General features: G+C 43.7%; 17 protein-coding genes. 7 read left to right on the top strand and 10 right to left on the bottom strand.

The window, feature by feature from the left end:
• Nucleotides 1-48 precede the first annotated feature (48 nt).
• Together WKT12_RS02635 and WKT12_RS02630 are read left to right on the top strand one after the other, a co-directional pair.
• Entirely contained in the window at nt 49-3,159 is a 3,111-nt protein-coding gene (locus tag WKT12_RS02635) for a glycoside hydrolase family 2 TIM barrel-domain containing protein (RefSeq protein WP_445323115.1), read from the top strand.
• A 20-nt stretch (nt 3,160-3,179) separates the two neighbouring features.
• Nucleotides 3,180-5,102: an MGH1-like glycoside hydrolase domain-containing protein gene (locus WKT12_RS02630; protein ID WP_340318721.1), complete on the top strand. Its 1,923-nt coding sequence runs from the start codon at nt 3,180-3,182 to the stop codon at nt 5,100-5,102.
• A gap of 560 nt (nt 5,103-5,662) precedes the next feature.
• Here the strand turns inward: WKT12_RS02630 and WKT12_RS02625 are convergent.
• From WKT12_RS02625 to rimP, 8 genes are all read right to left on the bottom strand, one after another.
• A complete protein-coding gene (locus tag WKT12_RS02625; protein WP_021971661.1) occupies nt 5,663-6,880 on the bottom strand; it encodes an aminotransferase class V-fold PLP-dependent enzyme in 1,218 nt (405 codons plus the stop codon).
• 13 nt (nt 6,881-6,893) lie between these two features.
• A complete protein-coding gene (gene sufD, locus WKT12_RS02620; RefSeq protein WP_340318720.1) occupies nt 6,894-8,237 on the bottom strand; it encodes a Fe-S cluster assembly protein SufD in 1,344 nt (447 codons plus the stop codon).
• Nucleotides 8,238-8,239: 2 nt separating this feature from the next.
• Complete coding sequence (gene sufC, locus WKT12_RS02615) at nt 8,240-8,992, bottom strand: Fe-S cluster assembly ATPase SufC (protein ID WP_340318719.1); 753 nt, start codon at nt 8,990-8,992, stop codon at nt 8,240-8,242.
• A 15-nt stretch (nt 8,993-9,007) separates the two neighbouring features.
• Nucleotides 9,008-10,483, bottom strand: a complete 1,476-nt coding sequence (sufB, locus tag WKT12_RS02610; protein WP_021971664.1) for a Fe-S cluster assembly protein SufB — start codon at nt 10,481-10,483, stop codon at nt 9,008-9,010.
• A gap of 12 nt (nt 10,484-10,495) precedes the next feature.
• Nucleotides 10,496-10,996: a CvpA family protein gene (locus WKT12_RS02605; RefSeq protein WP_340318758.1), complete on the bottom strand. Its 501-nt coding sequence runs from the start codon at nt 10,994-10,996 to the stop codon at nt 10,496-10,498.
• Nucleotides 10,997-11,123: 127 nt separating this feature from the next.
• A complete protein-coding gene (gene infB, locus WKT12_RS02600) occupies nt 11,124-14,048 on the bottom strand; it encodes a translation initiation factor IF-2 (protein WP_340318718.1) in 2,925 nt (974 codons plus the stop codon).
• 65 nt (nt 14,049-14,113) lie between these two features.
• Nucleotides 14,114-15,370: a transcription termination factor NusA gene (nusA, locus tag WKT12_RS02595; RefSeq protein ID WP_340318717.1), complete on the bottom strand. Its 1,257-nt coding sequence runs from the start codon at nt 15,368-15,370 to the stop codon at nt 14,114-14,116.
• Between the two features lie 4 nt (nt 15,371-15,374).
• Nucleotides 15,375-15,842, bottom strand: a complete 468-nt coding sequence (gene rimP, locus WKT12_RS02590) for a ribosome assembly cofactor RimP (RefSeq protein WP_340318716.1) — start codon at nt 15,840-15,842, stop codon at nt 15,375-15,377.
• Nucleotides 15,843-16,023: 181 nt separating this feature from the next.
• Between rimP and WKT12_RS02585 the strand changes: the two genes are divergently transcribed.
• A complete protein-coding gene (locus WKT12_RS02585) occupies nt 16,024-16,425 on the top strand; it encodes a hypothetical protein (RefSeq protein ID WP_340318715.1) in 402 nt (133 codons plus the stop codon).
• Between the two features lie 4 nt (nt 16,426-16,429).
• Here WKT12_RS02585 and WKT12_RS02580 read toward each other — a convergent pair whose 3' ends face one another.
• Both WKT12_RS02580 and WKT12_RS02575 read right to left on the bottom strand, forming a co-directional pair.
• Nucleotides 16,430-17,734, bottom strand: coding sequence for a sensor histidine kinase (locus WKT12_RS02580; protein WP_340318714.1), 1,305 nt, complete (start codon nt 17,732-17,734; stop codon nt 16,430-16,432).
• Nucleotides 17,724-19,100: a sigma-54-dependent transcriptional regulator gene (locus WKT12_RS02575; protein WP_340318713.1), complete on the bottom strand. Its 1,377-nt coding sequence runs from the start codon at nt 19,098-19,100 to the stop codon at nt 17,724-17,726. The genes WKT12_RS02580 and WKT12_RS02575 overlap by 11 nt, the downstream gene beginning before the upstream one ends.
• Nucleotides 19,101-19,300: 200 nt before the next feature.
• On the opposite strand from WKT12_RS02575, the gene WKT12_RS02570 reads away from it, so the two are divergent.
• Genes WKT12_RS02570 through WKT12_RS02555 form a run of 4 tightly spaced genes read left to right on the top strand, consistent with a single transcriptional unit; the run spans nt 19,301 to nt 24,954 of the window.
• Entirely contained in the window at nt 19,301-20,659 is a 1,359-nt protein-coding gene (locus WKT12_RS02570) for a TolC family protein (protein ID WP_340318712.1), read from the top strand.
• A 13-nt stretch (nt 20,660-20,672) separates the two neighbouring features.
• Nucleotides 20,673-21,923, top strand: coding sequence for an efflux RND transporter periplasmic adaptor subunit (locus WKT12_RS02565; RefSeq protein ID WP_340318711.1), 1,251 nt, complete (start codon nt 20,673-20,675; stop codon nt 21,921-21,923).
• A gap of 12 nt (nt 21,924-21,935) precedes the next feature.
• Complete coding sequence (locus WKT12_RS02560) at nt 21,936-22,565, top strand: GIN domain-containing protein (protein ID WP_340318710.1); 630 nt, start codon at nt 21,936-21,938, stop codon at nt 22,563-22,565.
• A gap of 34 nt (nt 22,566-22,599) precedes the next feature.
• Nucleotides 22,600-24,954: an ABC transporter permease gene (locus tag WKT12_RS02555; protein WP_340318709.1), complete on the top strand. Its 2,355-nt coding sequence runs from the start codon at nt 22,600-22,602 to the stop codon at nt 24,952-24,954.
• The last annotated feature ends 9 nt before the right edge of the window (nt 24,955-24,963 follow it).

The following is a 24,963-nucleotide window of genomic DNA, read 5'->3' as shown; positions in this document are numbered from 1 at the left end:
ACATATTTACTTGCCTTTACTGCTACATTGCCGGCTCAGGCCGACAATATGCCCTGGCAAAATCCACAGATAAACGAAATAAACCGTGAACCGATGCACGCCCATTTTCTCCCTTTCATCGATGAAAATGCAGCACTGGCACAACAAGCTCTTCCCGATTTACAACGTTTCGAAATCAATGCCCGTACCGAGCGCCGCATCTCACTGAATGGAACATGGAAATTTCTGTTCTCAAAAAATAATGATGCTTGTCCGGCCGATTTCCACAAGCCAGGATATAGTACACGTAAATGGAAAGACATAAAGGTACCAGGCAGCTGGGAACTTCAGGGATTCGACGTTCCCATCTACACAGATGTGTCTTATCCTTTTCCTTGTAACCCTCCCTACGTTCCTGCCGATTACAATCCGGTAGGAGCATATATCCGTGAGTTTTCCGTACCCGAGAGCTGGAACGGAATGGATATCTTCCTCGATTTTGAAGGAGTAGAATCGGCTTATTATTGCTGGGTAAATGGAGAACTGGCCGGATACAGTGAGGACAGCCGTCTGCCTGCTCACTTCAATGTAACCAAGTTATTAAAAAAAGGAAAGAACAAGCTGGCAGTCAAGGTATTTCGCTACAGCGACGGCTCGTATATGGAAGATCAGGATTATTGGAAATACAGTGGTATCGAACGCGATGTATACTTATATGCCCGTCCGCAAAGCCGTGTAAAAGATTTCAAACTGACCGCAGGACTAATAAACCAATACAAAGATGGGGATTTCGATATAAATATTTTATTGAACCAGCCTCAACAAGGCCAGCATGTCGAATTTAAAATTCTGGATACTAAAGGAAAGACTATTTATACGCAAGAAAAAGAAATAAAAAGCAGCTCCGATACATTGTTATCGGGAAATAAACTTATTAAAGGTGCCCAAGCATGGAATGCTGAAACGCCTAATCTCTATACGCTGGTAGTCAACACGTTCGACAAGCAAGGAAAACCGATGGAATCGTTTGCACACCCGTTCGGTTTCCGCACCATAGAAATGAAAAACGGGCAGCAGCTTATCAACGGAGTACCCGTATTATTCAAAGGAGTAAACCGACACGAACACGATCCTTATACAGGACGTTCCATCGATGTGGCAAGTATGTTGACAGATATTCGGCTGATGAAGCAATTCAATATCAATGCTGTACGTAATTGTCATTATCCAGATCACTACCAATGGTATGCACTATGCGATAAATATGGATTGTATCTGGTAGGAGAAGCAAACATTGAAAGTCACGGAATGATGAGTCACAAAGACGGTACACTCGCCAACTATCCAGAGTGGGAACCTGCATTCATGCAACGGATGAGCCGCATGGTAACGCGCGACCGTAATTGTACCGCCATTGTTACATGGTCGCTGGGGAACGAATCTGGTTATGGAAAACATTTTGAAACAATATACAACTGGACAAAGGAAACCGATCCTACTCGTCCGGTACAGTACGAAGGAGGAGGTTATGAAGCCAAGTCAGACATTTACTGCCCGATGTATCCCCGTATCTGGTCACTCCGCCGTCACATCAACCAACGAGATGCTCGCCCAATGATTATGTGCGAATACGCCCATGCGATGGGCAACAGTGTCGGGAATCTGCAAGATTACTGGGACTTAATCTATAAATACGATCAGCTACAAGGAGGATTTATCTGGGACTGGGTAGACCAGACTTTTGCCAAGAAAGATGAAAAAGGGAAAAATATCTGGGCCTATGGTGGAGATATGGGTTATGTGGGAGTACATAACGATTCCAACTTCTGTGCCAACGGCCTGGTTGCGGCCGACCGTTCATTGCATCCCCATATCTATGAAGTAAAAAAGGTTTATCAGTATATCCACTTCCGTCCCGTAGCTTTTACAGCCAATCGTATCAATGTAACCAACTGGCACGATTTTATTGACCTCTCCGGCTATCGGTTACGCTGGACGATAGAGGCAGACGGAAAGAATATCCAACAAGGCATCATGGACTTTCCAATGATTGCAGCACGGCAAAGCCGGGAAATTGTAATTCCTATGCACGCCATAACAGCAAGTGAAAAGGAATATTTTCTGAAACTGGAAGCTATCACCCGTCAAGATGCCCCTATGATTCCGGCAGGCCATGTCGCAGCAATGGAACAATGGAAATTACCTGTAGAACATACGGCTCAGAATATTGAACTTGTCGACGGAACACTGACAGCAGAACGTACACCCGAAAGTATCAATCTAAATGGGACTAATTTCCGTATCTGCTTTTCTACGACCAACGGAGAAATGACGGCTCTCGAATTCAACGGCAAAAATTTGATAAAAGAAGGATTGCAGGCTAACTTCTGGCGTGGACTGACAGATAATGATGTAGCAAATGGCACTCCGGAACGCTGCCGGACTTGGCAAAAAGCCGGTGAAAATGCCAGACTAAAAGACTTAAATCTAAAAGAAAGTACAGATAAGCATCAGGCCATCGTCTGTGCCTTGTATCGCATGGAAGAACAAGATGCCGACTTGAGCATCAACTATATAATCCGACCTGACGGCGTTGTAAAAGTCACAATGTCGTTTGTTCCAGGACAGAAAGAATTGCCTGAGATGCCTCGTCTGGGAATGCGCATGGTTCTGCCTGCCGAATATGAAATAATGACATGGCTGGGAAGAGGTCCGCACGAGAACTATTCCGACCGAAAGAATAGCGCTGCAATAGGTTTATATACAGCCAATGTTTGGGAACAGTATCATCCTTATGTACGTGCTCAGGAAACAGCCAATAAATGTGATGTCCGCTGGGTAGCCCTACGCAACCAGCAGGGAGAAGGACTGCTGGTTACCGGTGAAGAGCCGTTAAGTGTAAGTGCCTGGAATTTTCCACTCGAAGATATCGGCTACCGCCCGTTTAACATAGAACGCCGGCACGGAGGCAGCATAGAGAAACAAGATCTTGTATGGCTGAACATCGATCACCTGCAAATGGGTATAGGCGGTGATAATACATGGGGAGCACAAGTACATCCCGAGTACACTATCACACCTCATGCATGGCAGTACAGTTTTACCATACAGCCTCTGAATGCAAAAACAGATGCTGCCCAACAAGCACATAAAAAGTTTTTTAATGACAACATCCAGTAATTAATATTTATTTATAGCCCATGAAAAAATATACAGTAAAGGCCTTCATGTTATGGGGAGTGATTGCAGGTATTTCTGCCTGCACGACGCTCTCCCGACAAGATGCTTCTCAAGGGAAAGACCGATACGATTTCGGCAACATCCTGAATATTGCAATTACACCCGATTCCACTGTCCGCCGTGTCGGATGTTTTACTGACGCCGGTTCATGGATGGGATTTACCATTCCGCAACGAGATAAATGGATAAATGGATTCTGCGGACCGTTCAGCATAGATAACCGGATATGGTTTGCACAGTCGGCCGTCGAAGCGAATATCACCGGAGCTACTACAACCATGGTTGCCGACTCTACGTCTTATTTTCCAGGAGAAGTTTACATGTCTGCATCATCCGATGCCGGAACAATCTGCCAACGCCTGAATTTTATAAATGCATCAACTGCCTTACTTCAGGTAGAAAGCAATAGTGACAAAGGACTCAGCTTCACAGCCAGACAATGGAACAACAATGTGTATCTGGAAGCCGACCGCAACAAAGTTACGGCATGCCATGCAAATGGAGAAATTATCACAATTACTTTCGATTCTGACGTAACTCTTACTTGCAACGGACAAAACTATATAGCAAAAACAGCACCGGGATGTAAACAAACCGATATTGCCATTTCATTCTTCGCTTCCGAAAAAGAATTGCCGGCAAGTGAACAACGTATACGGGCTTTACTGAACAACCCTTCACAAGACCTGAAAGCAAATGCCGAACGATGGAACGGATACTTGAGCAAGATTCTGCGTAACGATATGAAGCCGGAATACGACCGCATTGCTGTAAAATCGGCTGTTACCTTAATTTCCAACTGGCGCACACATCGCGGAGGATTATTGCACGAAGGTGTCATACCAAGTCATGCAGTCAGCTATTTTATCGGGTTCTGGGCATGGGACAGCTGGCGTTTTTCGGCAGCATTAGCAAGCTTCGCTCCCGAACTGGCAAAAAACAATATCCGGGCTATGTTCGACTATCAGTTGCCCGACGGTATGATCATCGACTGCATCTATACCAATTCTGCCGATAATAATACCCGCGACAGCAAACCGCCTTTGGTATGCTGGGCAGTAGACGAGATATTCACTCATACTCAAGATACAACTTTCGTCAAGGAAATGTATCCACAATTGCTTGCCTACTATAAATGGTGGTATAACAAACGTGACCATAACCATAACGGTATCTGTGAATTTGGTTCAACTGACGGTACCTTGGAAGCTGCCGCATGGGAAAGCGGAATGGACAATGCCATCCGCTTCGACAATACAAAAATGCTGAAAAACGCGGATGATGCATGGAGTATGGACCAGGAAAGTGTAGACCTGAACGCATATCTTGCCTATGAATGTAAACTGCTGAAAAAATTTGCGACACTCATCGGTACACACTTCGACGGACCTGATTATAGTGATCAGATTGCCGATTATTTCTTTGACGACAAAATCGGATGGTTCTGCGACCGCCGGCTAAGTGATGGTGGCTTCATCGAAGAACCCGGTTGTGAAGGATATACTCCATTCTGGGTACAGATAGCCGACAAGAAACAAATGGACAAGGCTATAAAACTACTTACCGATACGACCAAGTTCTCAACCTATATACCTTTCCCTACGGCAGCCGCCGACAATCCTAAGTGCGACCCGAACGGTTACTGGAGAGGACCGATATGGCTCGACCAGACATATCAGGCCATCAAAGGGTTACGTAATTACGGTTACGGGGAACTTGCCGACCAGTACACCGAGCAAGTTTTCGAACGCTGTCAAGGACTGACAGGAGATGCCCCGATACACGAAAATTATGGTACACACAACGGAGAACGTCTTCAAGCTCCTCACTTCAGTTGGAGTTCATCACATTTATTGATGATGTACGAAGATTACGGAAAATAGAATAATTTTTTCATATCACACTTTCATAAAGGAAGGGTATCTCTTTAAATCGGATATTCTTCCTTTTTTATGATTCTTATTTGGCTGTTACAAGTACTTTGTCCACAGTACCTACTTCATTCGAAGGATTTCAATATAATGTCAACAAATGAAGAAGAGGACAACAGGCAGAAGAACTTTGCAAGTAAAAGAAAAGTCCTCGCTGTTTCTATTTATTTTTTGTACAAACGTTTTTATTTTTTGTACAAAAAATAAAAAAACGTCGCGATAAATTTCTGAAAACATGCGGACGTTTACGCCACTTCCCGCCGACGTTTTTTCCGAAACAAGGCGAGAATTTATACACGACAGGAAATAGCTGCTGGCACCTGTCTCAAAGCAGCCGACAAACCCACTGATTACGATATAAAAAATCTCCTTGCTCCAACCCTGACATTCTTTGTACAAGGTGGAACAAGGAGATTTCCTTTGTATAAATATTTGATTTATCAAGTGACTTTCACGTTCTAAACTGCATCGCACTATCGGATTCCAACATTACGAAACAGTCGAAAAGTCTATCAGAACATCTGACTTACCCGTTCGATACCGGCTGCCAGTGCATCGATTTCTTCTTTGGTGTTGTACAAGCCCAACGAGGCACGTACCGTTCCTTCAATGCCCATCCGGTGCATCAACGGCTCAGCACAATGGTGCCCTGTACGCACGGCTATGCCTAAACGGTCGAGCAACGTGCCCATATCGAAGTGATGGATATTTCCCACCAGGAAAGAAATAACTCCTCCCTTGTGCTCAGCTTCGCCGAAGATACGCATGCCGGGAATCTCCTTCAGGCGGTTCATGGCATATACCGTCAGTTCGTGTTCGTAAGCTGCAATCTTATCCATTCCGATAGCCGAAACATAATCGAGTGCTTTTGCCAGTGCCGTACTGCCAATGTAGTCGGGTGTTCCTGCCTCGAACTTGAAAGGCAGCTCGTTGAACGTAGTATGCTCGAAGCTGACATTCTTGATCATCTCTCCTCCACCCTGATAAGGCGGGAGCTTGTCGAGCCACGCTTCTTTTCCATAAAGCACACCGATACCCGTAGGACCATATACTTTATGTCCGCTGAACACATAGAAATCGGCATCCAGATCTTGCACATCAATCGGCATGTGAGGAATGCTCTGTGCACCGTCTATCAGCACCGGAACCCCGTGTGCATGTGCCGTAGCAATCATTTCCTTTACGGGATTAATGGTTCCCAGCACATTCGAAACATGAGCCACCGATACCAGTCGGGTACGCGGAGAGAAGAGCTTCTCATATTCGTCGAGCAACAGTTCGCCGCGGTCGTTCATGGGAATCACTTTCAGCACAATTCCCTTACGTGCAGCCTGCAACTGCCACGAAACGATGTTACTGTGATGTTCCATGACCGAAACAATCACTTCATCGCCTTCCTTCATCTGACTGTCGACAAAGGTCGATGCCACAAGATTGATACTTTCGGTTGTACCACGCGTAAAGACAATTTCCGAAGTACTGCGAGCATTGATAAACTTACGTACGGTTTCACGCGAAGCCTCGTGCAAGTTGGTAGCCTGCTGCGAAAGAAAATGTACGCCGCGATGTACGTTGGCGTTGACCGAATAATATTCGTCTGTAATCGACTCTACCACTACACGGGGCTTTTGGGTAGTTGCTCCGTTATCGAGGTAAATCAACGGTTTGTTGTACACCTTTCGCGAAAGTATCGGAAAGTCTTCTCTTATTTTTTGTACATCGTAAAACATTTCACACGATTATTTATTTACAAATAGCACATCCCTGACATTTATTCAGCTCGCCACGGAAACGTTTTTCTACCAGCAAGTGCAAACGGTCTTTCAATGCATCCATCCGGATATTGTCGATAACCTCGTTTACAAAGGCAAACATCAGCAACAAGCGTGCTTCTTTCAGGCTGATACCACGCTGCTGCATGTAGAACAGCGCATTTTCATCGAGTTGTCCGACCGTTGCTCCGTGCGAACATTTCACATCGTCGGCATAAATCTCCAGTTGCGGCTGAGTATACATGCGCGCTTCACGCGTAGCGCAAATATTACGGTTGGTCTGCTGCGATGAAGTACCTTGTGCTCCTTCGCGTACCAGTACCTTACCGGCAAAGGCTCCTACTGCCTGATCGTCGAGTACATATTTGAACAACTCATTGCTGGTACAGTTGGGGACCTTATGGTCGATGAACGTATTATTATCTACCTGTTCGTTTTTGTCGGCAATAGCCATTCCACACAAGTTGATTTCCGCTCCTTGTCCGGCAAGCGTTACTTCGGTAGTATTGCGTGTCGTACCGTTGTGAAGCGTCATGCCATTCAGCAATACATTACTGTTTGCCTGCTGGTTGACGAACAGATTGTTGAAGCGAACCGTGCTGTTGTGCGTTTCCTCCAGTTCATACAGGTCGAATACGGCATTTTCGCCAACGAATACTTCCACCACCTGCGTAGAAAGGAAATTCACCTCATCCATTGCATGGTCGCAAATCAACAGTTTGGCCTGCGCACCGTCTTCAAGGATTATCAGCATACGACGGTTGACCATCGTATTGACATCGGCACGTAAAATATTAACCAGCTGAATCGGCTTTTCTACTACTACATTCTTTGGAACATACATCAGCACACCGTCTTGCGCAAACATGGTATTGAAGGCAACAACCCCGTCTTTCGACGTATCGGCAAGCTTGCCATAATATTTTCTCACCAGTTCAGGATGCTGATCCGCCATATCTTTCAAACTGCCGAATATCACACCTTCGGGCAATTGTGCAGAAGGATGTACATGTTTGTCGAATGCATCGTTTACCACAAAATAGAGTGAAGTACTCATGTTCGGCACATCACACTTGAACACTTCGTACGGATTCACCGGAAACTCCAAACGATTCAGGTTCAGTCCGTAGTCGGGAGCAAAATACTTGCTTACCTCCATGTATTTATACTTCTCTTGCTTGCGTGTAGGAAAGCCCAGACTTTCGAAGTCGGCAAACGCTTTTGCACGAGGAGCATTCAGCACCTCTGCGCTATGCCGGCAAATCATCGCCTCACACTGCGAGAAAAGGTCAATATATTGTTGTTCTGCTTTCATGCTTATTCTCCTAATTCTTTCTTAATCCAGTCGTAACCTTTTTCTTCGAGTTCGAGTGCCAGTTCCGGTCCGGCAGTCTTTACGATACGTCCCTTGTAAAGTACGTGTACGATATCGGGCTTGATGTAATCCAGCAGACGCTGATAGTGAGTAATCACGATACAGCTTGTTTCAGGAGTCTTCAGTTTGTTCACTCCCTCGGCTACGATACGGAGCGCATCAATATCCAGTCCGGAGTCTGTTTCATCGAGGATGCTCAACTTCGGCTCCAGCATGGCCATCTGGAAGATTTCATTACGTTTCTTTTCGCCACCAGAGAATCCTTCGTTTACAGAACGGTTGGCAAGCTTACTGTCCAGTTCCACAACTTCACGTTTCTGGCGCATCAGCTTCAGAAACTCGCTTGCAGTCAGAGCAGGAAGTCCTTTGTACTTACGCTGTTCGTTTACAGCTGCACGCATGAAGTTTACCATGCTTACTCCGGGAATTTCTACCGGATACTGGAACGAAAGGAACAATCCTTCGTGACTACGGTCTTCCGGACTCATAGCCAGCAAGTCCTTTCCGTCGAAAGTTACCGAGCCTTTTGTTACTTCATAAGCCGGATGACCGACCAGTACGTTACTCAATGTACTCTTACCAGAACCATTCGGTCCCATGATAGCATGTACTTCACCCGACTTTACTGTCAGGTTGATTCCTTTCAATATCTCTTTGCCATTAATTGTGGCATGCAAATCTTTTATTTCTAACATAACGTTCTTTTTTATTTATCCTACACTGCCTTCCAACGAAATAGAGAGCAACTTCTGTGCTTCTACGGCAAACTCCATAGGAAGTTTGTTCAATACTTCTTTCGCATAACCGTTGACAATCAAGCCTACTGCATCTTCGGTTGGAATACCACGCTGGTTGCAATAGAACAACTGGTCTTCCGAAATCTTCGAAGTGGTAGCTTCGTGTTCAACAACTGCCGTTTCATTGTGTATATCCATGTAAGGGAATGTATGTGCACCGCAATGACTTCCCAACAACAAAGAGTCGCACTGACTATAGTTGCGGGCATTGTCTGCACGTTCCGATACACGAACCAGTCCACGATATGAGTTCTGGCTCTTTCCGGCACTGATACCTTTACTTACAATGGTAGAGCGAGTATTCTTTCCCAGATGAATCATCTTGGTACCCGTATCGGCCTGCTGGTAATTGTTGGTTACCGCAACCGAATAAAACTCAGCTGTAGAATTATCTCCACTGAGGATACAGCTTGGATATTTCCATGTGATAGCAGAACCGGTTTCCACCTGTGTCCACGACAGTTTGCTGTCTACTCCCTTACAGTTTCCTCGCTTCGTTACAAAGTTGTATACGCCTCCCTTACCTTCAGCATCACCCGGATACCAGTTCTGTACTGTGGAGTATTTTACTTCGGCACGGTCTAATACAACAATTTCTACGATAGCGGCATGCAACTGGTTCTCATCGCGCATCGGCGCCGTACATCCTTCCAGATAAGAAACATAACTATCGTCATCGGCAACAATCAGTGTACGTTCAAACTGTCCGGTATTCGCCGCATTGATACGGAAATAAGTAGAAAGTTCCATCGGGCAACGTACTCCCTTGGGAATATAGACGAATGAACCGTCGCTAAATACAGCCGAGTTCAAAGCCGCAAAGAAATTATCGCGATAGCCCACAACAGAGCCCAAATATTTCTTCACCAAATCCGGATGCTCGCGTATGGCTTCACTCATGGAACAGAAAATAATTCCTTTTTCCATCAGTGTTTCCTTAAAGGTTGTCTTTACAGAAACAGAGTCCATAACGGCATCTACCGCCATTCCGCTCAGCGCCATCTGCTCTTCCAGCGGAATACCCAGTTTATTAAATGTTTTCACCAGTTCAGGGTCTACCTCGTCCATGCTTTTCGGCCCTTCTTTCTTTTGAGTCGGATCGGCATAATACGAAATAGCCTGATAATCTATTTCAGGAATATCGAGATGAGCCCATGTAGGCATTTCCATTGTCAGCCAGTGACGATAAGCTTTCAGACGGAACTCCAATAACCATTCCGGTTCACCCTTCTTGGCCGAAATTAATCGTACCACATCTTCATTCAATCCCTTTTCAATGATATCTGTATGCACTTCCGTAGTAAAACCATATTTGTATTTTTCCTGCGTAAGCTGCTTTACAAACTCGTTTTTCTGGGATTCTTCCTTTTTATTGAGTTCTTCTTGCATATACTTTTTATATCAGTCTATTAGTTGTTTAGTTACATTCTTTATAGTCGGATAAAAAATACCCGAAAAATCTTCTATCGGATGATATAACACAGAAGCCTGCTTGACGGTTGACTTTATTAAGTTATCTTTAGAATCGACAAACTCAATAAAGTGTATAACAACACCGACAAGTAGCATATACTTCAATACACCCAGACCTGCCCCCAACATTCGGTTTACTAAACCCAACTGGACAATATCCATAACCCTTGTCAGAGCTGAAGCCAGCATCAAAAATACTACTGGAACCAGCAGCCATATTAAGATGAAAGCTATAACCTGAGCAAATGTCAGCGGGGTACCTAACTCTTCTGCCAGTTTCTCTCCTACCGAAGCAAACAAAGCACGAGCTATAAGCAGACCTGCTATCAGTCCTACAATAGAGGCGAGTTGTTTAATAAATCCTTTTGTGAATCCCAATACACCTCCTATACCTATCACTATTATAATAATCCAATCGAGGACTGTCATATTCACTTCCATAAAAAAGGAAATGTCATGCTGAACGCAGGGAAGAATCTGTACACATCCGATAGCGTTTACAGATCCTTCGCTATGCTCAGGATGACATCACCTCATTAAAGATATTATAATGTAATTATAAAGTTTGCTTTACTTCTACCTCCTCATAAGTTTCAATCACGTCACCTACTTTCAGGTCATTGCAATTGGTAAGGCTGATACCACATTCAAAGTTTGTACCAACTTCTTTCACATCGTCCTTGAAACGTTTCAATGCATTGATGCTTCCTGTAAAGATTACAATACCATCACGAATCAAACGGGCTTTATCAGAACGTTTTACCTTACCTGTCTTAACCATAGCACCGGCAACCATACCCACCTTACTAATATTGAAGACTTCACGGACTTCGATGGTAGCGGTAACCTGTTCTTTCAATGTAGGAGCAAGCATTCCTTCCATAGCTGCTTTCACTTCCTCTATTGCATCGTAAATGATAGAATACTTACGTATATCCACACCTTCCTGCTCAGCAAGCTTAGCAGCATTACTTGACGGACGAACCTGGAAACCGACAATAATTGCATCCGAAGCAGCGGCCAACGATACATCTGATTCTGAAATCTGACCTACTCCCTTGTGAATAACATTTACCTGAATCTGCTCGGTAGACAATTTTATCAACGAATCGCTTAATGCTTCTACAGAACCATCCACGTCACCTTTCACAATTACATTCAATTCGTGGAAGTCACCCAGTGCCAAACGACGACCAACTTCATCCAAAGTAAGCATCTTCTGTGTACGCAAGCCCTGTTCACGAGCCAATTGTTCACGCTTATTGGCAATTTCACGAGCTTCCTGATCTGTATCGAATACATGGAATGTATCACCAGCAGCCGGAGCTCCATTCAGACCTAAAATCAATACCGGTTCAGAAGGACCTGCCTCTTTCAGACGCTGATTACGTTCGTTGAACATTGCCTTAACCTTACCATAGTTCGTTCCGGCTAACACGATATCTCCAACATGCAATGTACCATTTGAAATCAATACGGTAGCTACATATCCACGTCCCTTATCCAATGAAGATTCAATGATAGAACCAGTAGCCTTACGGTTCGGGTTAGCTTTCAGGTCAAGCATTTCAGCCTCCAGCAAGACTTTTTCCAACAGCTCTGGAACACCTGTACCTTTCTTTGCTGATATATCTTGTGACTGGTATTTACCTCCCCATTCTTCTACCAGGAAGTTCATTGCAGCCAGTTCTTCTTTAATTCTGTCTGGATTTGCATTGGGCTTATCAATCTTATTAATGGCAAATACGATAGGAACTCCCGCAGCCATTGCATGGTTGATGGCTTCTTTAGTCTGCGGCATCACATTATCATCGGCAGCCACAATGATAATAACTACGTCGGTAACCTTTGCACCACGAGCACGCATAGCTGTAAACGCTTCATGTCCCGGAGTATCGAGGAATGTAATACGACGTCCGTCTTCCAATTTCACATTGTATGCTCCAATATGCTGTGTAATACCTCCGGCCTCACCAGCAATTACATTGGCTTTACGAATATAGTCCAGCAACGAAGTTTTACCATGGTCAACATGACCCATGACAGTAACAATCGGTGCACGCGGTTGTAAATCTTCTTCTGCATCAGCTTCTTCTTCGATAGCCTGAGCAACTTCCGCACTTACATATTCCGTTTTATAACCAAACTCTTCTGCAACCAAATTAATAGTTTCAGCATCCAGACGCTGGTTGATGGAAACCATGATACCCACACTCATACAAGTAGAAATAACCTGAGTAACCGAAATATCCATCATGTTTGCCAACTCATTTGCCGTAACAAATTCTGTCAACTTCAGTACCTTGCTTTCTTCCTGTTCCAGTTCTTCCTGTTCCAGTTGACGGTTCTGTATACTTTCACGCTTTTCCTTACGATACTTGGCAGCCTTATTCTTTCCTTTGTTGGTCAAGCGTGCCAAAGTTTCTTTTACCTGCTTAGCAACATCCTCATCGCTTACTTCCGGCTTAACAACCGGTTTTTTGAAGCGATCTTTATTATGCTTACCGCTACCTTGAGCAGCATTAGAATTGCCCTTGCCAGCTTTATTATCTCCTCCACGAGGTGCAGCCATACTACCTGCTGCATTAATGTCTACACGCTCCTTATTGATGCGATTACGTTTCTTCTTACCCGCAACATCGCCCTGACCGCCTTTATCAACTTTTTCGTCGGTTTTTCTTATCTCCTTAATAATAGCGTCCTTCATCTGTTTACGCTGTTCCAGACGCTGCTTGTCTTTTTCCTCCCGCTCTTTACGTTTTTCTTCTTTAGTTTTCTTCTTCGGACGAGTAGACTGGTTCAGTGCAGCCAGGTCAATCTGACCTACTACATTTATTTTCGACTTAAACTCCGTTGGACGGATTTTAAACACTTCATCTTCCTTGTCCTGCTGAACGGTCTGTGCTTCGGGTGCTTCTTTCTTTTCTTCCATTAAATCCGGTTTCAAATCTTCTGCCTTCTTCTGTTCCGGCTGTTTCTGTTGTTCATTAATCTGAGGTTGCGGCTGTACAACTTCCGACACAGTCTTCTCCTCCACCTGTACTAGTGTAGGCTTTTCCACTGGTTTTACAGCTTCCACCACTTCCTTTTTCTCTTCCTTAGCAGGTTCCACCACAGCCGGCTTCACCTTCTTCTTATTAAGATTGTCCAAATCAATTTTGCCTACAGGCTTAAATTTCGGACGTGCATCTTCGGGCACAACTGTTTCTATCACTTCCGGCTTAGCCTCAGCCTGCAAGTCATCGATAGAAACAGAAGCTTTATTACGTTCCTTATTCTGCCGTTCCTGAAAAATCTTTTCAGACTCTATTTTCAAATCTTTGTCTTTGCTAAACTCTTTCACAAGTGCAGCATATTGTTCATCAGTAATTTTAGTATTCGGATTTGCCTCGATAGTATATCCTTTCTTCTGCAAAAAGTCCACTACCGTAGCAATACCTACATTCAAATCTCTTGTTACTTTGTTCAGTCTTATCGTCATAAATTCTTTTAGTTTTTAATAGAGTTCAGGGAAAAAGGTTTTCAGTCACGGATAGTCTGTTTTATTTATTCCTCGAACTCTGCCCTCAAAATTCTTAACACATCATCCACTGTGTTTTCTTCCAAATCAGCTTTTTCGATCAGCATTTCACGTGGAGCGTTCAGTACACCTTTTGCCGTATCAATACCAATACCTTTAATAGCATTGATAACCCATTCATCGATTTCATCTTTGAATTCATCCAGATAGATATCTTCATCTGTTGCATTTTCATCCAGCTCACGATATACATCGATAGTATATTCAGTCAACATACTTGCCAACTTGATATTCATACCACCTTTACCGATAGCCAACGAAACTTCTTCTGGTTTCAGGTATACCTCTGCCTTTTTCTCTTCCTCATGCATAATAATAGAAGAAACCTTGGCAGGGCTCAGTGCACGCTGTACAAACAGCTGTATATTCGAAGTATAGTTGATAACATCAATATTCTCGTTACGCAATTCACGAACAATACCATGAATACGAGATCCCTTTACGCCGACGCATGCTCCAACCGGATCAATTCGTTCATCGTAAGACTCCACAGCAATCTTTGCACGTTCGCCCGGGATACGTGCGATTTTCTTGATTGTAATCAGTCCATCATTAATTTCAGGAACCTCCTGTTCAAACAAGCGCTGCAAAAAAACTGGAGATGTACGGCTCAGAATAATCTTCGGATTATTATTCTTATTGTCTACCCGTGCTACAACCGCACGTACAGTTTCTCCTTTACGATAGAAATCGCTTGGTATCTGTTCTGTTTTCGGAAGCAACAATTCATTGCCTTCATCATCAAGCAACAAAATTTCCTTCTTCCAAATCTGATAAACCTCAGCAGCAATAATTGTGCCGACTTTATCGATATACTTGTTATATAAACTATCTTTTTCCAGTTCCAAAATCTTAGAAGCCAATGTCTGGCGAAGATTCAATATCGCACGGCGACCGAACTTCTCGAATATCACCTCATCAGTTACTTCTTCTCCTACTTCATACGATGCATCGATTTTGCGAGCTTCGGTAAGTGAAATCTGCATATTCGGGTTTGTCAGCTCATCATCAGCCACCACCTCACGATTACGCCATATTTCAAAATCGCCTTTATCGGGATTTACAATCACATCGTAATTTTCATCGGTACCGAACATCTTTGCAATCACACTACGAAATGATTCTTCCAGTACGCTCACCATCGTGGTGCGGTCGATATTCTTCAAATCTTTAAATTCCGAAAACGTGTCAATTAAACTGACAGTTGCTTCTTTCTTCGCCATAATTTTATTTAAAGCTTATTAAGTATTTGGTGTATTTTATTTCGTCATAAGTAAAGGTAACATTCTGTTCTACCAGCTTCGGACGTTTTGCGCCTTCAGGCTTCACCTTTGTCTGTACCGTAATCGTAAAGTTAGCTTCATTCGCCTCTGCCAATACGCCAGTCCATTTCTTTCCATCCTTATCCAGCACTTCCACATCTTTTCCGATATGAATAATATATTGCTGAAGTACCTTAAAGGGTTGCCCGATTCCTGCCGAGCCAACCTCAAGTTCATAATCTTCAACCTCTCGGTTCAGCTTCGACTCGATATAACGGCTTAAGTCCACACAATCATCAATCCATACGCCTTCCGCATGGTCGATTTCAACTACAATTTTGTCATCCGGAGTTACAGTGACATCTACCAGAAAATAATCTTTACCCTCCAGCCATTCTTCAACTATCCGGGTTACAACGTTTTTATCTATCATGTATTAACTATATAAGAACAAAAAAAGGAGCTTAACCGCCCCTCCACCTTTTCATCCATCTCGGTTGCAAAGATACAAATAATATAATGTACTGCAAAATATTAGAATAAATATTTCATTTTTAGCAAGATTTATCTTTTTGGGGTATCTTTGCAGACAAAATAAAACAGTTTATCTCATTATGAACAATAAAAGCATCAATAGCAACAAGCAATTTATGATAGGAAATGGCATTTTAGCCTTTGGAGTTTTTTTCATCGTATGCTTGTTCCTCTACCTGAGTTTTCGTGCTCCTAAAACCGAGCAGAAAGTATCAAGTGATTTATATACCATTCAAATAGGGAACAGTTTGGCAGGCGACAGCATCTCGGTATATGTAAACGATAGCCTGCTGCTCAACTGTACAATGGGATCTACAGCTCTCACTCTTCAAGTTAACCGGTTTGCAGAGGAAAACGCACTAATGATTGTCGACAATCAAAGTGATGAAATCACTCCGTTCAGCCTGAATCCTAAAGGCAGCATCATCAATATAGAAAAGGAGAACGGAAAAATTGCGATAAAAGAATCGGAACGAGAATAAATTCTTATTCAAACTCCAGCACGAAGGTTGTATTCCAGCCATTCGTACCCGAACGCAGCAGACTGATAGTTCCTCCTGAAAGCTTCATAATCTGACGCGACAAAGAAAGCCCGATACCACTTCCCTCACTACGGGTTGTGAAGAACGGTACGAAAATTTGTTCTGCTTCTGCTTCCGGTATCGCCGGACCATCGTTACTGACATACACAAACACATGCTCATCGGCTGAACTATATGCACGCACATGTATCCTTCCTTTACTTCCACCAATAGCCTGTACCGCATTTTTTATCAGATTGATAAGCACCTGACGTATCAAATTGGGATCTGCATAAAGCATCAGTTCCACCGGTTCAATTTGCAAAGTAAGAGAAATATTTTCAGGAACAAGCGTGAGCCCTTCTATCTGATGAAGCAAATCCAGCAAATAAAAAGGTTCGGGTGAAGGCTTTTGCAAGGAAGAAAACTTACGGTAACTATCAACAAACGATATTAAGCCTGTAGAAGTTTCATGAATGGCACGTATACCATCGTATAAAGGAGTTCCGACAACATCACTGCGTTTTAAGAACGTTTCACTCAATGACGATATGGGAGCTATGGAATTCATTATCTCATGTGTCAGCACACGAGTCAGTTTTATCCACGAGTCAAGTTCCTTTGCGTCCAGTTCATTGCGAATATCATTTAAGGCCAGAATCCGTACCTTCTGTTCACCCAGTTGCATAACCGAAGCACGTACCAGCAACTGCACTTCTCCCTTTGATGTAGAGAATTGTATATTATATCTTTCTCCGGCACCCAATGTACGAAATACATGAGAGACTTCCGTACCATAACGTTCCAATTGCTGCAAAGTACTCAGCACAGGTAACCCCAATAAACGTGCAGCAGCCGGATTTGTCTGTACAACCTTCATATTTTCATCCAGCACAATGATACCCGACGTTACACTCGAAAGGATTTGTTCGTAAAAGCGTTCACGCTGCTCCATCAGTTGCTTCTGTTCACTCATCAGCCCGCCAAAGCGATTGAGCGTATCCTGTAACACACGTTCTCCTCCTGAGAAACCTGATATCGGCAAACGAAATGAATAGTCACGATTACGAATAGCCTCCAACATCAACCAACTTTTTTCACGCAACTGTTGCTGCATCTTTCGGAAAATAAAAACGGAAGCAGCACATGACAACAGCCCACCCCCCATCAACAGCCCTTTTCCTTCGGTAAATCCCAAAGTAATCAGCGCAACTCCAGCAACAAGCAGTAACGTACGTACAGTAATCGAATAAATCCACCTACAGCCCATAACGTTTCATTTTATTGTAAAGCGTCTGACGAGTAATACCTAACATAGCTGCGGCTTGCGAAAGATTCCCTTCGCATTGATCGATAGCACGTTTCACCATACTACGTTCCATTTCATCAAGCGTATGAAAAGGAGTCTCAACTTCTGTATGCACGGCTACCGAATCAACTGAAGAAGACGTTGGTGTAAGCTGCAACATATCTCCCTGCAACTCATCACCATCAGACAGAATAACAGCTTTTTCCACCGTATGCTGCAGCTCACGGATATTACCAAACCAAGGATGATCAAGCAAACGGCGGGCAGCCTCAGGGCTGAAAGATTGTACCGGTCTGCCATATTGCTGCGCATACTGTTCAAGAAAACGTTTCGCCAAAGGAAGAATATCCTCCTTACGTTCACGTAAAGCAGGTATATGTAAATGAATAGTATTGATACGATAAAGCAGATCTTCACGGAACTCTCCGTTCTTCACCATCTCTTCCAGGTTACGGTTGGTAGCACAAATTAAACGAATATTAGTAGGCTGAGGTGTATTACTTCCGACTTTCACAAAGCAACGTTTTTGAATAGCCGTAAGCAGCTTCGCCTGTAAATGATAAGGCAGATTAGCAATCTCATCCAAAAAGAGCGTTCCCCCATCAGCAGCCTCAAATCGTCCAACACGGTCGGTATGCGCATCCGTAAATGAACCCTTCACATGACCAAACAACTCACTTTCGAACAACGATTCTGTAATGGCTCCCATGTCCACAGCAACCATCGGTCCCTCTCTACGATTAGACAGCCGATGAATCTCACGTGCCAACATATCCTTTCCCGTACCATTTTCTCCTGTAATCAAAATATTGGCATCGGTCGTACTGACTTTCTCAACCAGCATACGCAAAGGACGAATTGCCTGCGAATTCCCCCAATACATACCGGCATCGGATGTTGCCGGAACTGTTACTACCTTTTTTTTACCTTTGCGCGCATCTGCTATTCGGGCATATGCTTCCTGAAGCGTCTGTACCAGACGGGCATTCTCCCAAGGCTTTACAACAAAATCGGAAGCACCTTCTTTTATTCCAGTTACAGCAAGGTTTATATCAGCATACGCCGTGAAAAGCACCACTTCAGTTTGTGGACGGAGGCGTTTAATCTCGCGTAACCAATAAAGCCCTTCGTTCCCGCTATTAATACCTGATGAAAAATTCATATCAAGCAATACCACATCGACAGCCTCCCGGTTCAGCAAAGTTGGGACTGTAACAGGAGAATCTATTGTTATTACACGCTCAAAGTATTCTCCTAACAAATATTGTAGGGAAGTCAAAATGTTTCGGTTATCATCAACAACCAGCAAAATTCCTTGTTTAGCCATACTCTTTTTATTTGCAGTCATGCAAAGATACGTAAAGATAAAATAACGAAATGGGTAACAGGTGACAAAAAATTAGACACCTACTGTCTAATTTTTTGACACAACAAGGAAAGACGAGCACAACACAACAACTGATAATCAATACATTACTCTTTTGGCACGATATTTGAATTAAAGACAGCGAATAAAACGAACAATGCATGAAAAGAAATATCACAATAAAGAAATCAATCTTGCTACTGACTTGCTTATGCAGCCTTAATCTGACAGCGCAAGAAGCTTGGGACGTAGACCGGTGCATGACTTATGCTGTCAACCATAACCGCACGGTTAAGCAGCGTAATCTGGAAGCCGACAACTACCGTCTGGAACGCATGAAAGCAATCGGACAATTTTTGCCGGGTGTATCAGGAGGAGTAAGTGCACAATATAATTTCGGACGTTCGGTCGATCCGGAAACCAATACTTACAAGTCGGAATCAACTTTCAATAATGGTTATAGTATGGAAGCCTCCATCTCTATTTTCCGAGGAGGAAGTCTGATTAATCAAGTACGAAAAAGCAAAGCCAACCTGCTATTAGGCAAAGCAGCCCTGCAAGAAGCACGCGACAATACCGCACTGGAAACATTTCAGGCATATATCGACGCACTTTATTACTATGGCACTACACGACTTGCCAGACAGAAACTGACAGAAAGTGATTCCTTGCTTTATAAAACTCGCAGGCAAGAAGAGCTGGGTTTAAAAGGAATGTCGGATGTTGCACAGATGGAAGCACAACAAGCTACTGATGCCTACAACCTGACTCATCAGCGTAATCTATACGAAACAGCCATGCTGACTCTGAAACAAAAAATGAATTTTCCAACCGAAGACTCCCTGATACTCGATACATGTCTGTTGGAGCAATCAGCTTTCGAACAAATACAACTGACAACAGAACACGCCGACGAAGTATTCCGTCTTGCACTGACATACAATCCAACACTAAGACAAGCCGAAATGCAAAAACGTTCGGCCAACATGGATCGTAAAATAGCATGGAGCTCGGTAGTTCCATCTATTACTTTCTACGGAGGCATTTCAAGTTCCTATTATAAAGAATTACATAAAACGGGATATCCGCAGTTTTCCACTCAGTTCGAAAACAATTTTGGTTCTTATTTCGGCATTAGTATGAGTATCCCTATTTTCAATCGCTTGTCGGGTATTGCCAACATGCGTCAGGCTCGGAATAATTATCGCATAGCTACCGAACAGTACGAAGCTCAAAAAGAAGAACTTCAAAAACTGGTACAACAAGCCGTACAAGACCGTGAAGGCTACTTGAAAGAAAGCATCCAGATGGAAAAGAAGGTAGCTTCCGATTCACTCGCCTACCACGTTACGCGACGCAAATACGAAGAAGGACTTATGACTTCACTTGACGTACAAAATAACGCTGCCACACTACTGGAAAGCCAAACAGGGCTATTACAGAGTAAACTTACCTATCTGATGAAATGCAGACTGGTAGATTATTATAAAGGACAAGATATTATCAGAAACAAAGAATAAAATATTACGCACTATGGATATACAACTGGAAAAGAAAAAAGGCATTCAAAAGAAACACATTCCTTACATAGCTGGAGGAGTCATCGTTCTGCTACTATTAATCTGGATCATTTTCGGTAACCACGCATCTACATTAAGAGTGGAAGCCTCTTCGCTTAACATAGCTGATGTAACATTCGGCAAATTCAATGATTATATCCGACTGAACGGGCAAGTACAGCCTATCTCCGTCGTCCAACTGAGCCCGGAAGAAGGAGGAATCGTACAGGAAAAGGTAGTAGAAGAAGGAGCACATGTAAAAAAAGGAGATGTCATTCTCCGCCTCAGCAATTCAAACTTAGACTTGCAGATTCTGAATGCAGAATCAGAACTTGCCGAAAAACAAAACTTATTGCGTAATACGCAGGTTACCATGCAACAAGATAAACTAAACAACGAAACCGAAAAAGTACAGCTCGATATTGATACACGCCGCAAGCAACGTACCTATCTTCAATATAAACGTTTATATCAAGAACGCCTTATTAGTCGGGAAGAATACCTTCAGGCTAAAGAAGACTACGAAGTTGCACAAAAGAAACATGGATTGATTACCGAGCGACTGGTACAAGATTCTATCTATCGCAACATACAAATGGACCAGATGGAGGACAATTTACAGAACATGCGAAAAAATGTACTGCTGATTCGTGAAAGAAAGGATAAGCTGGAAGTTCGCGCTACTATCGACGGTGAGCTTGGGCTGTTGGATGCGGAATTAGGACAGAATATTACCGCCGGACAAATGATCGGGCAAATAAACGACCTTTCCGACTTCAAAATAGAAGCCATGATAGACGAGCATTATATCGATCGGGTAACCAATGGACTTCCAGCTACCTTTGAACGACAGGAAAACACATTCAAGTTGAAAGTCCGCAAGGTATATCCCGAAGTTCGTGAAGGCCGATTCCGCACCGACTTTGTTTTCGAAGGTAAACGTCCTGATAACATCCGAAGCGGACAAACTTATTACATCGACCTGCAGTTGGGAGAGCCTACTGAAAGTGTTCTGATACCTAAAGGTACCTTCTTCCAAGTAACCGGAGGTAACTGGATTTTCGTAGTCGACAAAGAAGGGAAGAAAGCTTATCGCCGTAAAATCCGTATCGGACGACAGAACCCGCAGTATTACGAAGTACTGGAAGGACTGGAAAAAGGAGAACGAGTTATTGTTTCCGGATATGAAAGTTACAAAGACAACGAAGTACTGGTACTAAACTAAAAAGCTAAGATAATGATGAAAAAGATAGCAACTATATTAACGAGTTTGGTAATGGCCTGTTTATGTGTAAACTGTGCCAGTGCAAAAGGAGGAAACAAAGAACAAGTAAGTGAAACCCGTAGTGTGAGTGCTTTCCATTCCATCGAAATGGAAAGTATAGCAGGAGTATATTTCACGCAATCCGACACCTATTCGCTTCGTGTAGAAGGTGAAAAAGAATGGGTGGACCTGACCAGATGCACCGTTAAGAATGGGAAATTACTGATTACGTGGGCCAAAGAAAGAAAGAAAACAAGCAAGCAGGTAAATGGACTTTTCATTTACCTCAGTGCACCCGATTTACAGGAAGTTGTTTTAGACGGAGTTGGTTCCTTTGAGTGTAAATCCCGTCTGAACCTGAAAAACATCAAATTTGAGATAGCAGGGGTAGGCAGCCTGAATGTAGCCGATTTGCATGCCCGCAACGTAAAAGTCTCTCTGGAAGGAGTAGGCAGTGGTGAACTGACAGTAGATTGTGACCAACTGGATGCCAATGTGGACGGTGTGGGTAGTCTTACCCTGAGCGGGAAAGCCCAATCGGCTCATATTTCAAAAGATGGCCTCGGCAGTGTTTCTACCCGACGATTGAAAGTCGGTGACTAAAAATTACAGCTACAAGTTAAGCACAAAACGAATTATGAATACACTTTTCAGAAATTTCTCACATACTTTCCGGCGTTTCTTTACGGCCAGCATACTAAACCTGCTGGGGTTAAGCATCGCCTTTGCAGCCTGCTTTGTCATCCTGACACAGGTAGACTACGACTATAACTACAACAAAGCCTATCCGGCACACGATCGCATCTACCGGGTAGAAGTAAATCCAGGTGGAGAATACGGCTGGCAAATCTGGCTGGCTCGTCCATTCTGTGAACTAATAGGAACTGCATCCCCTCATATACAAGCCTTTTCGATAACTTCATTATCAAACTATCCCAGTGATTTTGAAGTAGATGAACACATTTATTCAGAACTTGAGTTTACCGGATTTGGGGATTACCTGGAGGTATTTCAGCCTACTATGGTATGCGGCACGACTGCTTCTCTCAATGAACCCGGTCAGGTCCTGATTTCCGCATCCATGGCTCGTCGTTTTTTCGGTACCACGGATGCCATTGGCAAGACCCTTTACACAGGCCATAAATCTCATAATTATCCATCGGTAATTGGAGGTGTCTATCAGGATATGCCGGAAAACTCCCAGTTGGGTAACTGTGTGTTCTCTTCTTTTCGTTCGGATTTGAACAAAGATTCCTGGACAAACTGGAATTATACTATGTATATCCGGCTCGACAATCCGGCTTCATTGGCCGATGTACAGCAGTCGGTCATCGAAAACTGCAAGCAGAAGATTCCAAGAGACCGGATCAGCGGAACTGAAGATTGGGAGAATTTCATTCATTTTACGCCGCTGGACGAAGTACACTATTCTACGATAGGCAACAAGGCAGCTACCAGCAAAGCAGCTTTGTACCTACTGCTGTGTGTATCAGTACTGATTCTGCTAACGGCAGCAGTCAACTACATGAACTTCTCACTGGCAGAAACTCCCATGCGGTTACGTTCCATCAATACCCAGAAGGTGCTGGGTGCTTCCACTGTCTCTTTGCGGATATATCTGCTATTAGAATCGGTATTGGTTTGTGTATGCGGATTCCTGTTGTCCTTGCTCTGGCTCTACCTGCTGAAAGGCACCCCTCTAAGTACCTTAGTGGCATCCGATCTTTCGTTGACGGCTCATCCGATCCTGCTGGCCGCTTTAGGGGGAATCGCCGTATGCATGGGTTTGCTGGCCGGAGCTTACCCCTCTTATTACGTCACCTCTTTCCAGCCGGCACTGGCATTGAAAGGCTCGTTCGGTCTTTCCCCGAAAGGCAAAATGCTGCGTACGTTTTTGGTTTGTTTCCAGTTTTTCGTCTCTTTCATGCTAATTATTTCTGTAGGCATCATGTACCTGCAAAGTCATTACATACAGAACAGTGATTATGGTTACGATAAGAGTGTGGTTCTGGTAGGTGAAATTCCTGACGAACTCCTCGATCGCAGAGAAGCGATTGTCAGTGAATTGTCTGGAATTTCGGGCATAGAAGGAATCTCCATTTCCCAGTTCGTATTGAACTCGTCCGATAACTACATGTCGTGGGGAAGAGGAAGTGAAGACCGTTCCATCAATATGGTCTGTTTTCCGGTAGATTACCGCTACTTGTCGGTGATGGGAATCAAGATAACTGAAGGACGTGATTTCAAACCGGGTGACGGAGATGTGTATATTTTCAACGAAGCGGCCCGAAAGAAATATCCTTGGATGAGAGTCGATGAACCGGCTGTCCCCGAAGATTATCCGATCGTGGGATTCTGTGAGAACATCCGTTTCAGCAGCTTCCGCAACAACGATGCCGCAGAGCCGATGGCCTTCTTTATTTACGGAAAAGATCATGCTGACTGGGATGCCAACAGCATCTTGAACATCCGGGTAGCTCCGGGAGTAGACAAGGTGGACATGCTTCACCGCTTGACAGAGGCCGCAGAAAAGATAGCGCCGGGGCGTGACTTCAATTTCAGGTTCATGGATCAAGTGATTGACCAGAACTACCATCGGGAACTGCGTTTCACTCATCAGATTCTGTTGTTCTCCTTAATCGCTATCGTACTCAGCATAATTGGTGTATTCGGCCTTACGCTGTTCGAAAGTGAATACCGCCGCAAGGAAATCGGAATCCGGAAAATCTTAGGAAGCTCTACCGGTAAAATTCTTTATATGTTTACCAAGCGTTATCTCGTCATGCTGGTGATCTGCTTCCTGCTGGCAGCCCCCTTCGGCTGGTGGATTGGGCATGACTGGCTGGAAAGTTTTTCTGACAAAACCCCAATCCATGCTTGGATATTCGTCATTTCTTTCCTGCTGGTCAGCCTCATTACGATACTGACAGTGACCTTCGAGTGCTGGAAGAATGCCAACGAGAATCCGGTACGAAGCATCAAAACCGAATAATATTATTTC

The organism is Phocaeicola sp. HCN-6420 (genome assembly GCF_037890145.1).
Classification (GTDB): Bacteria; Bacteroidota; Bacteroidia; order Bacteroidales; family Bacteroidaceae; genus Phocaeicola.
This window is presented reverse-complemented; position numbering and strand designations above follow the sequence as displayed.

Coding starts and splice junctions, on each gene's coding strand:
- WKT12_RS02635 (WP_445323115.1), top strand. CDS start 49: ATGCCCTGGCAAAATCCACAGATAAACGAAATAAACCGTGAACCGATG.
- WKT12_RS02630 (WP_340318721.1), top strand. CDS start 3,180: ATGAAAAAATATACAGTAAAGGCCTTCATGTTATGGGGAGTGATTGCA.
- WKT12_RS02625 (WP_021971661.1), bottom strand. CDS start 6,880: ATGTTTTACGATGTACAAAAAATAAGAGAAGACTTTCCGATACTTTCG.
- sufD (WP_340318720.1), bottom strand. CDS start 8,237: ATGAAAGCAGAACAACAATATATTGACCTTTTCTCGCAGTGTGAGGCG.
- sufC (WP_340318719.1), bottom strand. CDS start 8,992: ATGTTAGAAATAAAAGATTTGCATGCCACAATTAATGGCAAAGAGATA.
- sufB (WP_021971664.1), bottom strand. CDS start 10,483: ATGCAAGAAGAACTCAATAAAAAGGAAGAATCCCAGAAAAACGAGTTT.
- WKT12_RS02605 (WP_340318758.1), bottom strand. CDS start 10,996: ATGACAGTCCTCGATTGGATTATTATAATAGTGATAGGTATAGGAGGT.
- infB (WP_340318718.1), bottom strand. CDS start 14,048: ATGACGATAAGACTGAACAAAGTAACAAGAGATTTGAATGTAGGTATT.
- nusA (WP_340318717.1), bottom strand. CDS start 15,370: ATGGCGAAGAAAGAAGCAACTGTCAGTTTAATTGACACGTTTTCGGAA.
- rimP (WP_340318716.1), bottom strand. CDS start 15,842: ATGATAGATAAAAACGTTGTAACCCGGATAGTTGAAGAATGGCTGGAG.
- WKT12_RS02585 (WP_340318715.1), top strand. CDS start 16,024: ATGAACAATAAAAGCATCAATAGCAACAAGCAATTTATGATAGGAAAT.
- WKT12_RS02580 (WP_340318714.1), bottom strand. CDS start 17,734: ATGGGCTGTAGGTGGATTTATTCGATTACTGTACGTACGTTACTGCTT.
- WKT12_RS02575 (WP_340318713.1), bottom strand. CDS start 19,100: ATGGCTAAACAAGGAATTTTGCTGGTTGTTGATGATAACCGAAACATT.
- WKT12_RS02570 (WP_340318712.1), top strand. CDS start 19,301: ATGAAAAGAAATATCACAATAAAGAAATCAATCTTGCTACTGACTTGC.
- WKT12_RS02565 (WP_340318711.1), top strand. CDS start 20,673: ATGGATATACAACTGGAAAAGAAAAAAGGCATTCAAAAGAAACACATT.
- WKT12_RS02560 (WP_340318710.1), top strand. CDS start 21,936: ATGATGAAAAAGATAGCAACTATATTAACGAGTTTGGTAATGGCCTGT.
- WKT12_RS02555 (WP_340318709.1), top strand. CDS start 22,600: ATGAATACACTTTTCAGAAATTTCTCACATACTTTCCGGCGTTTCTTT.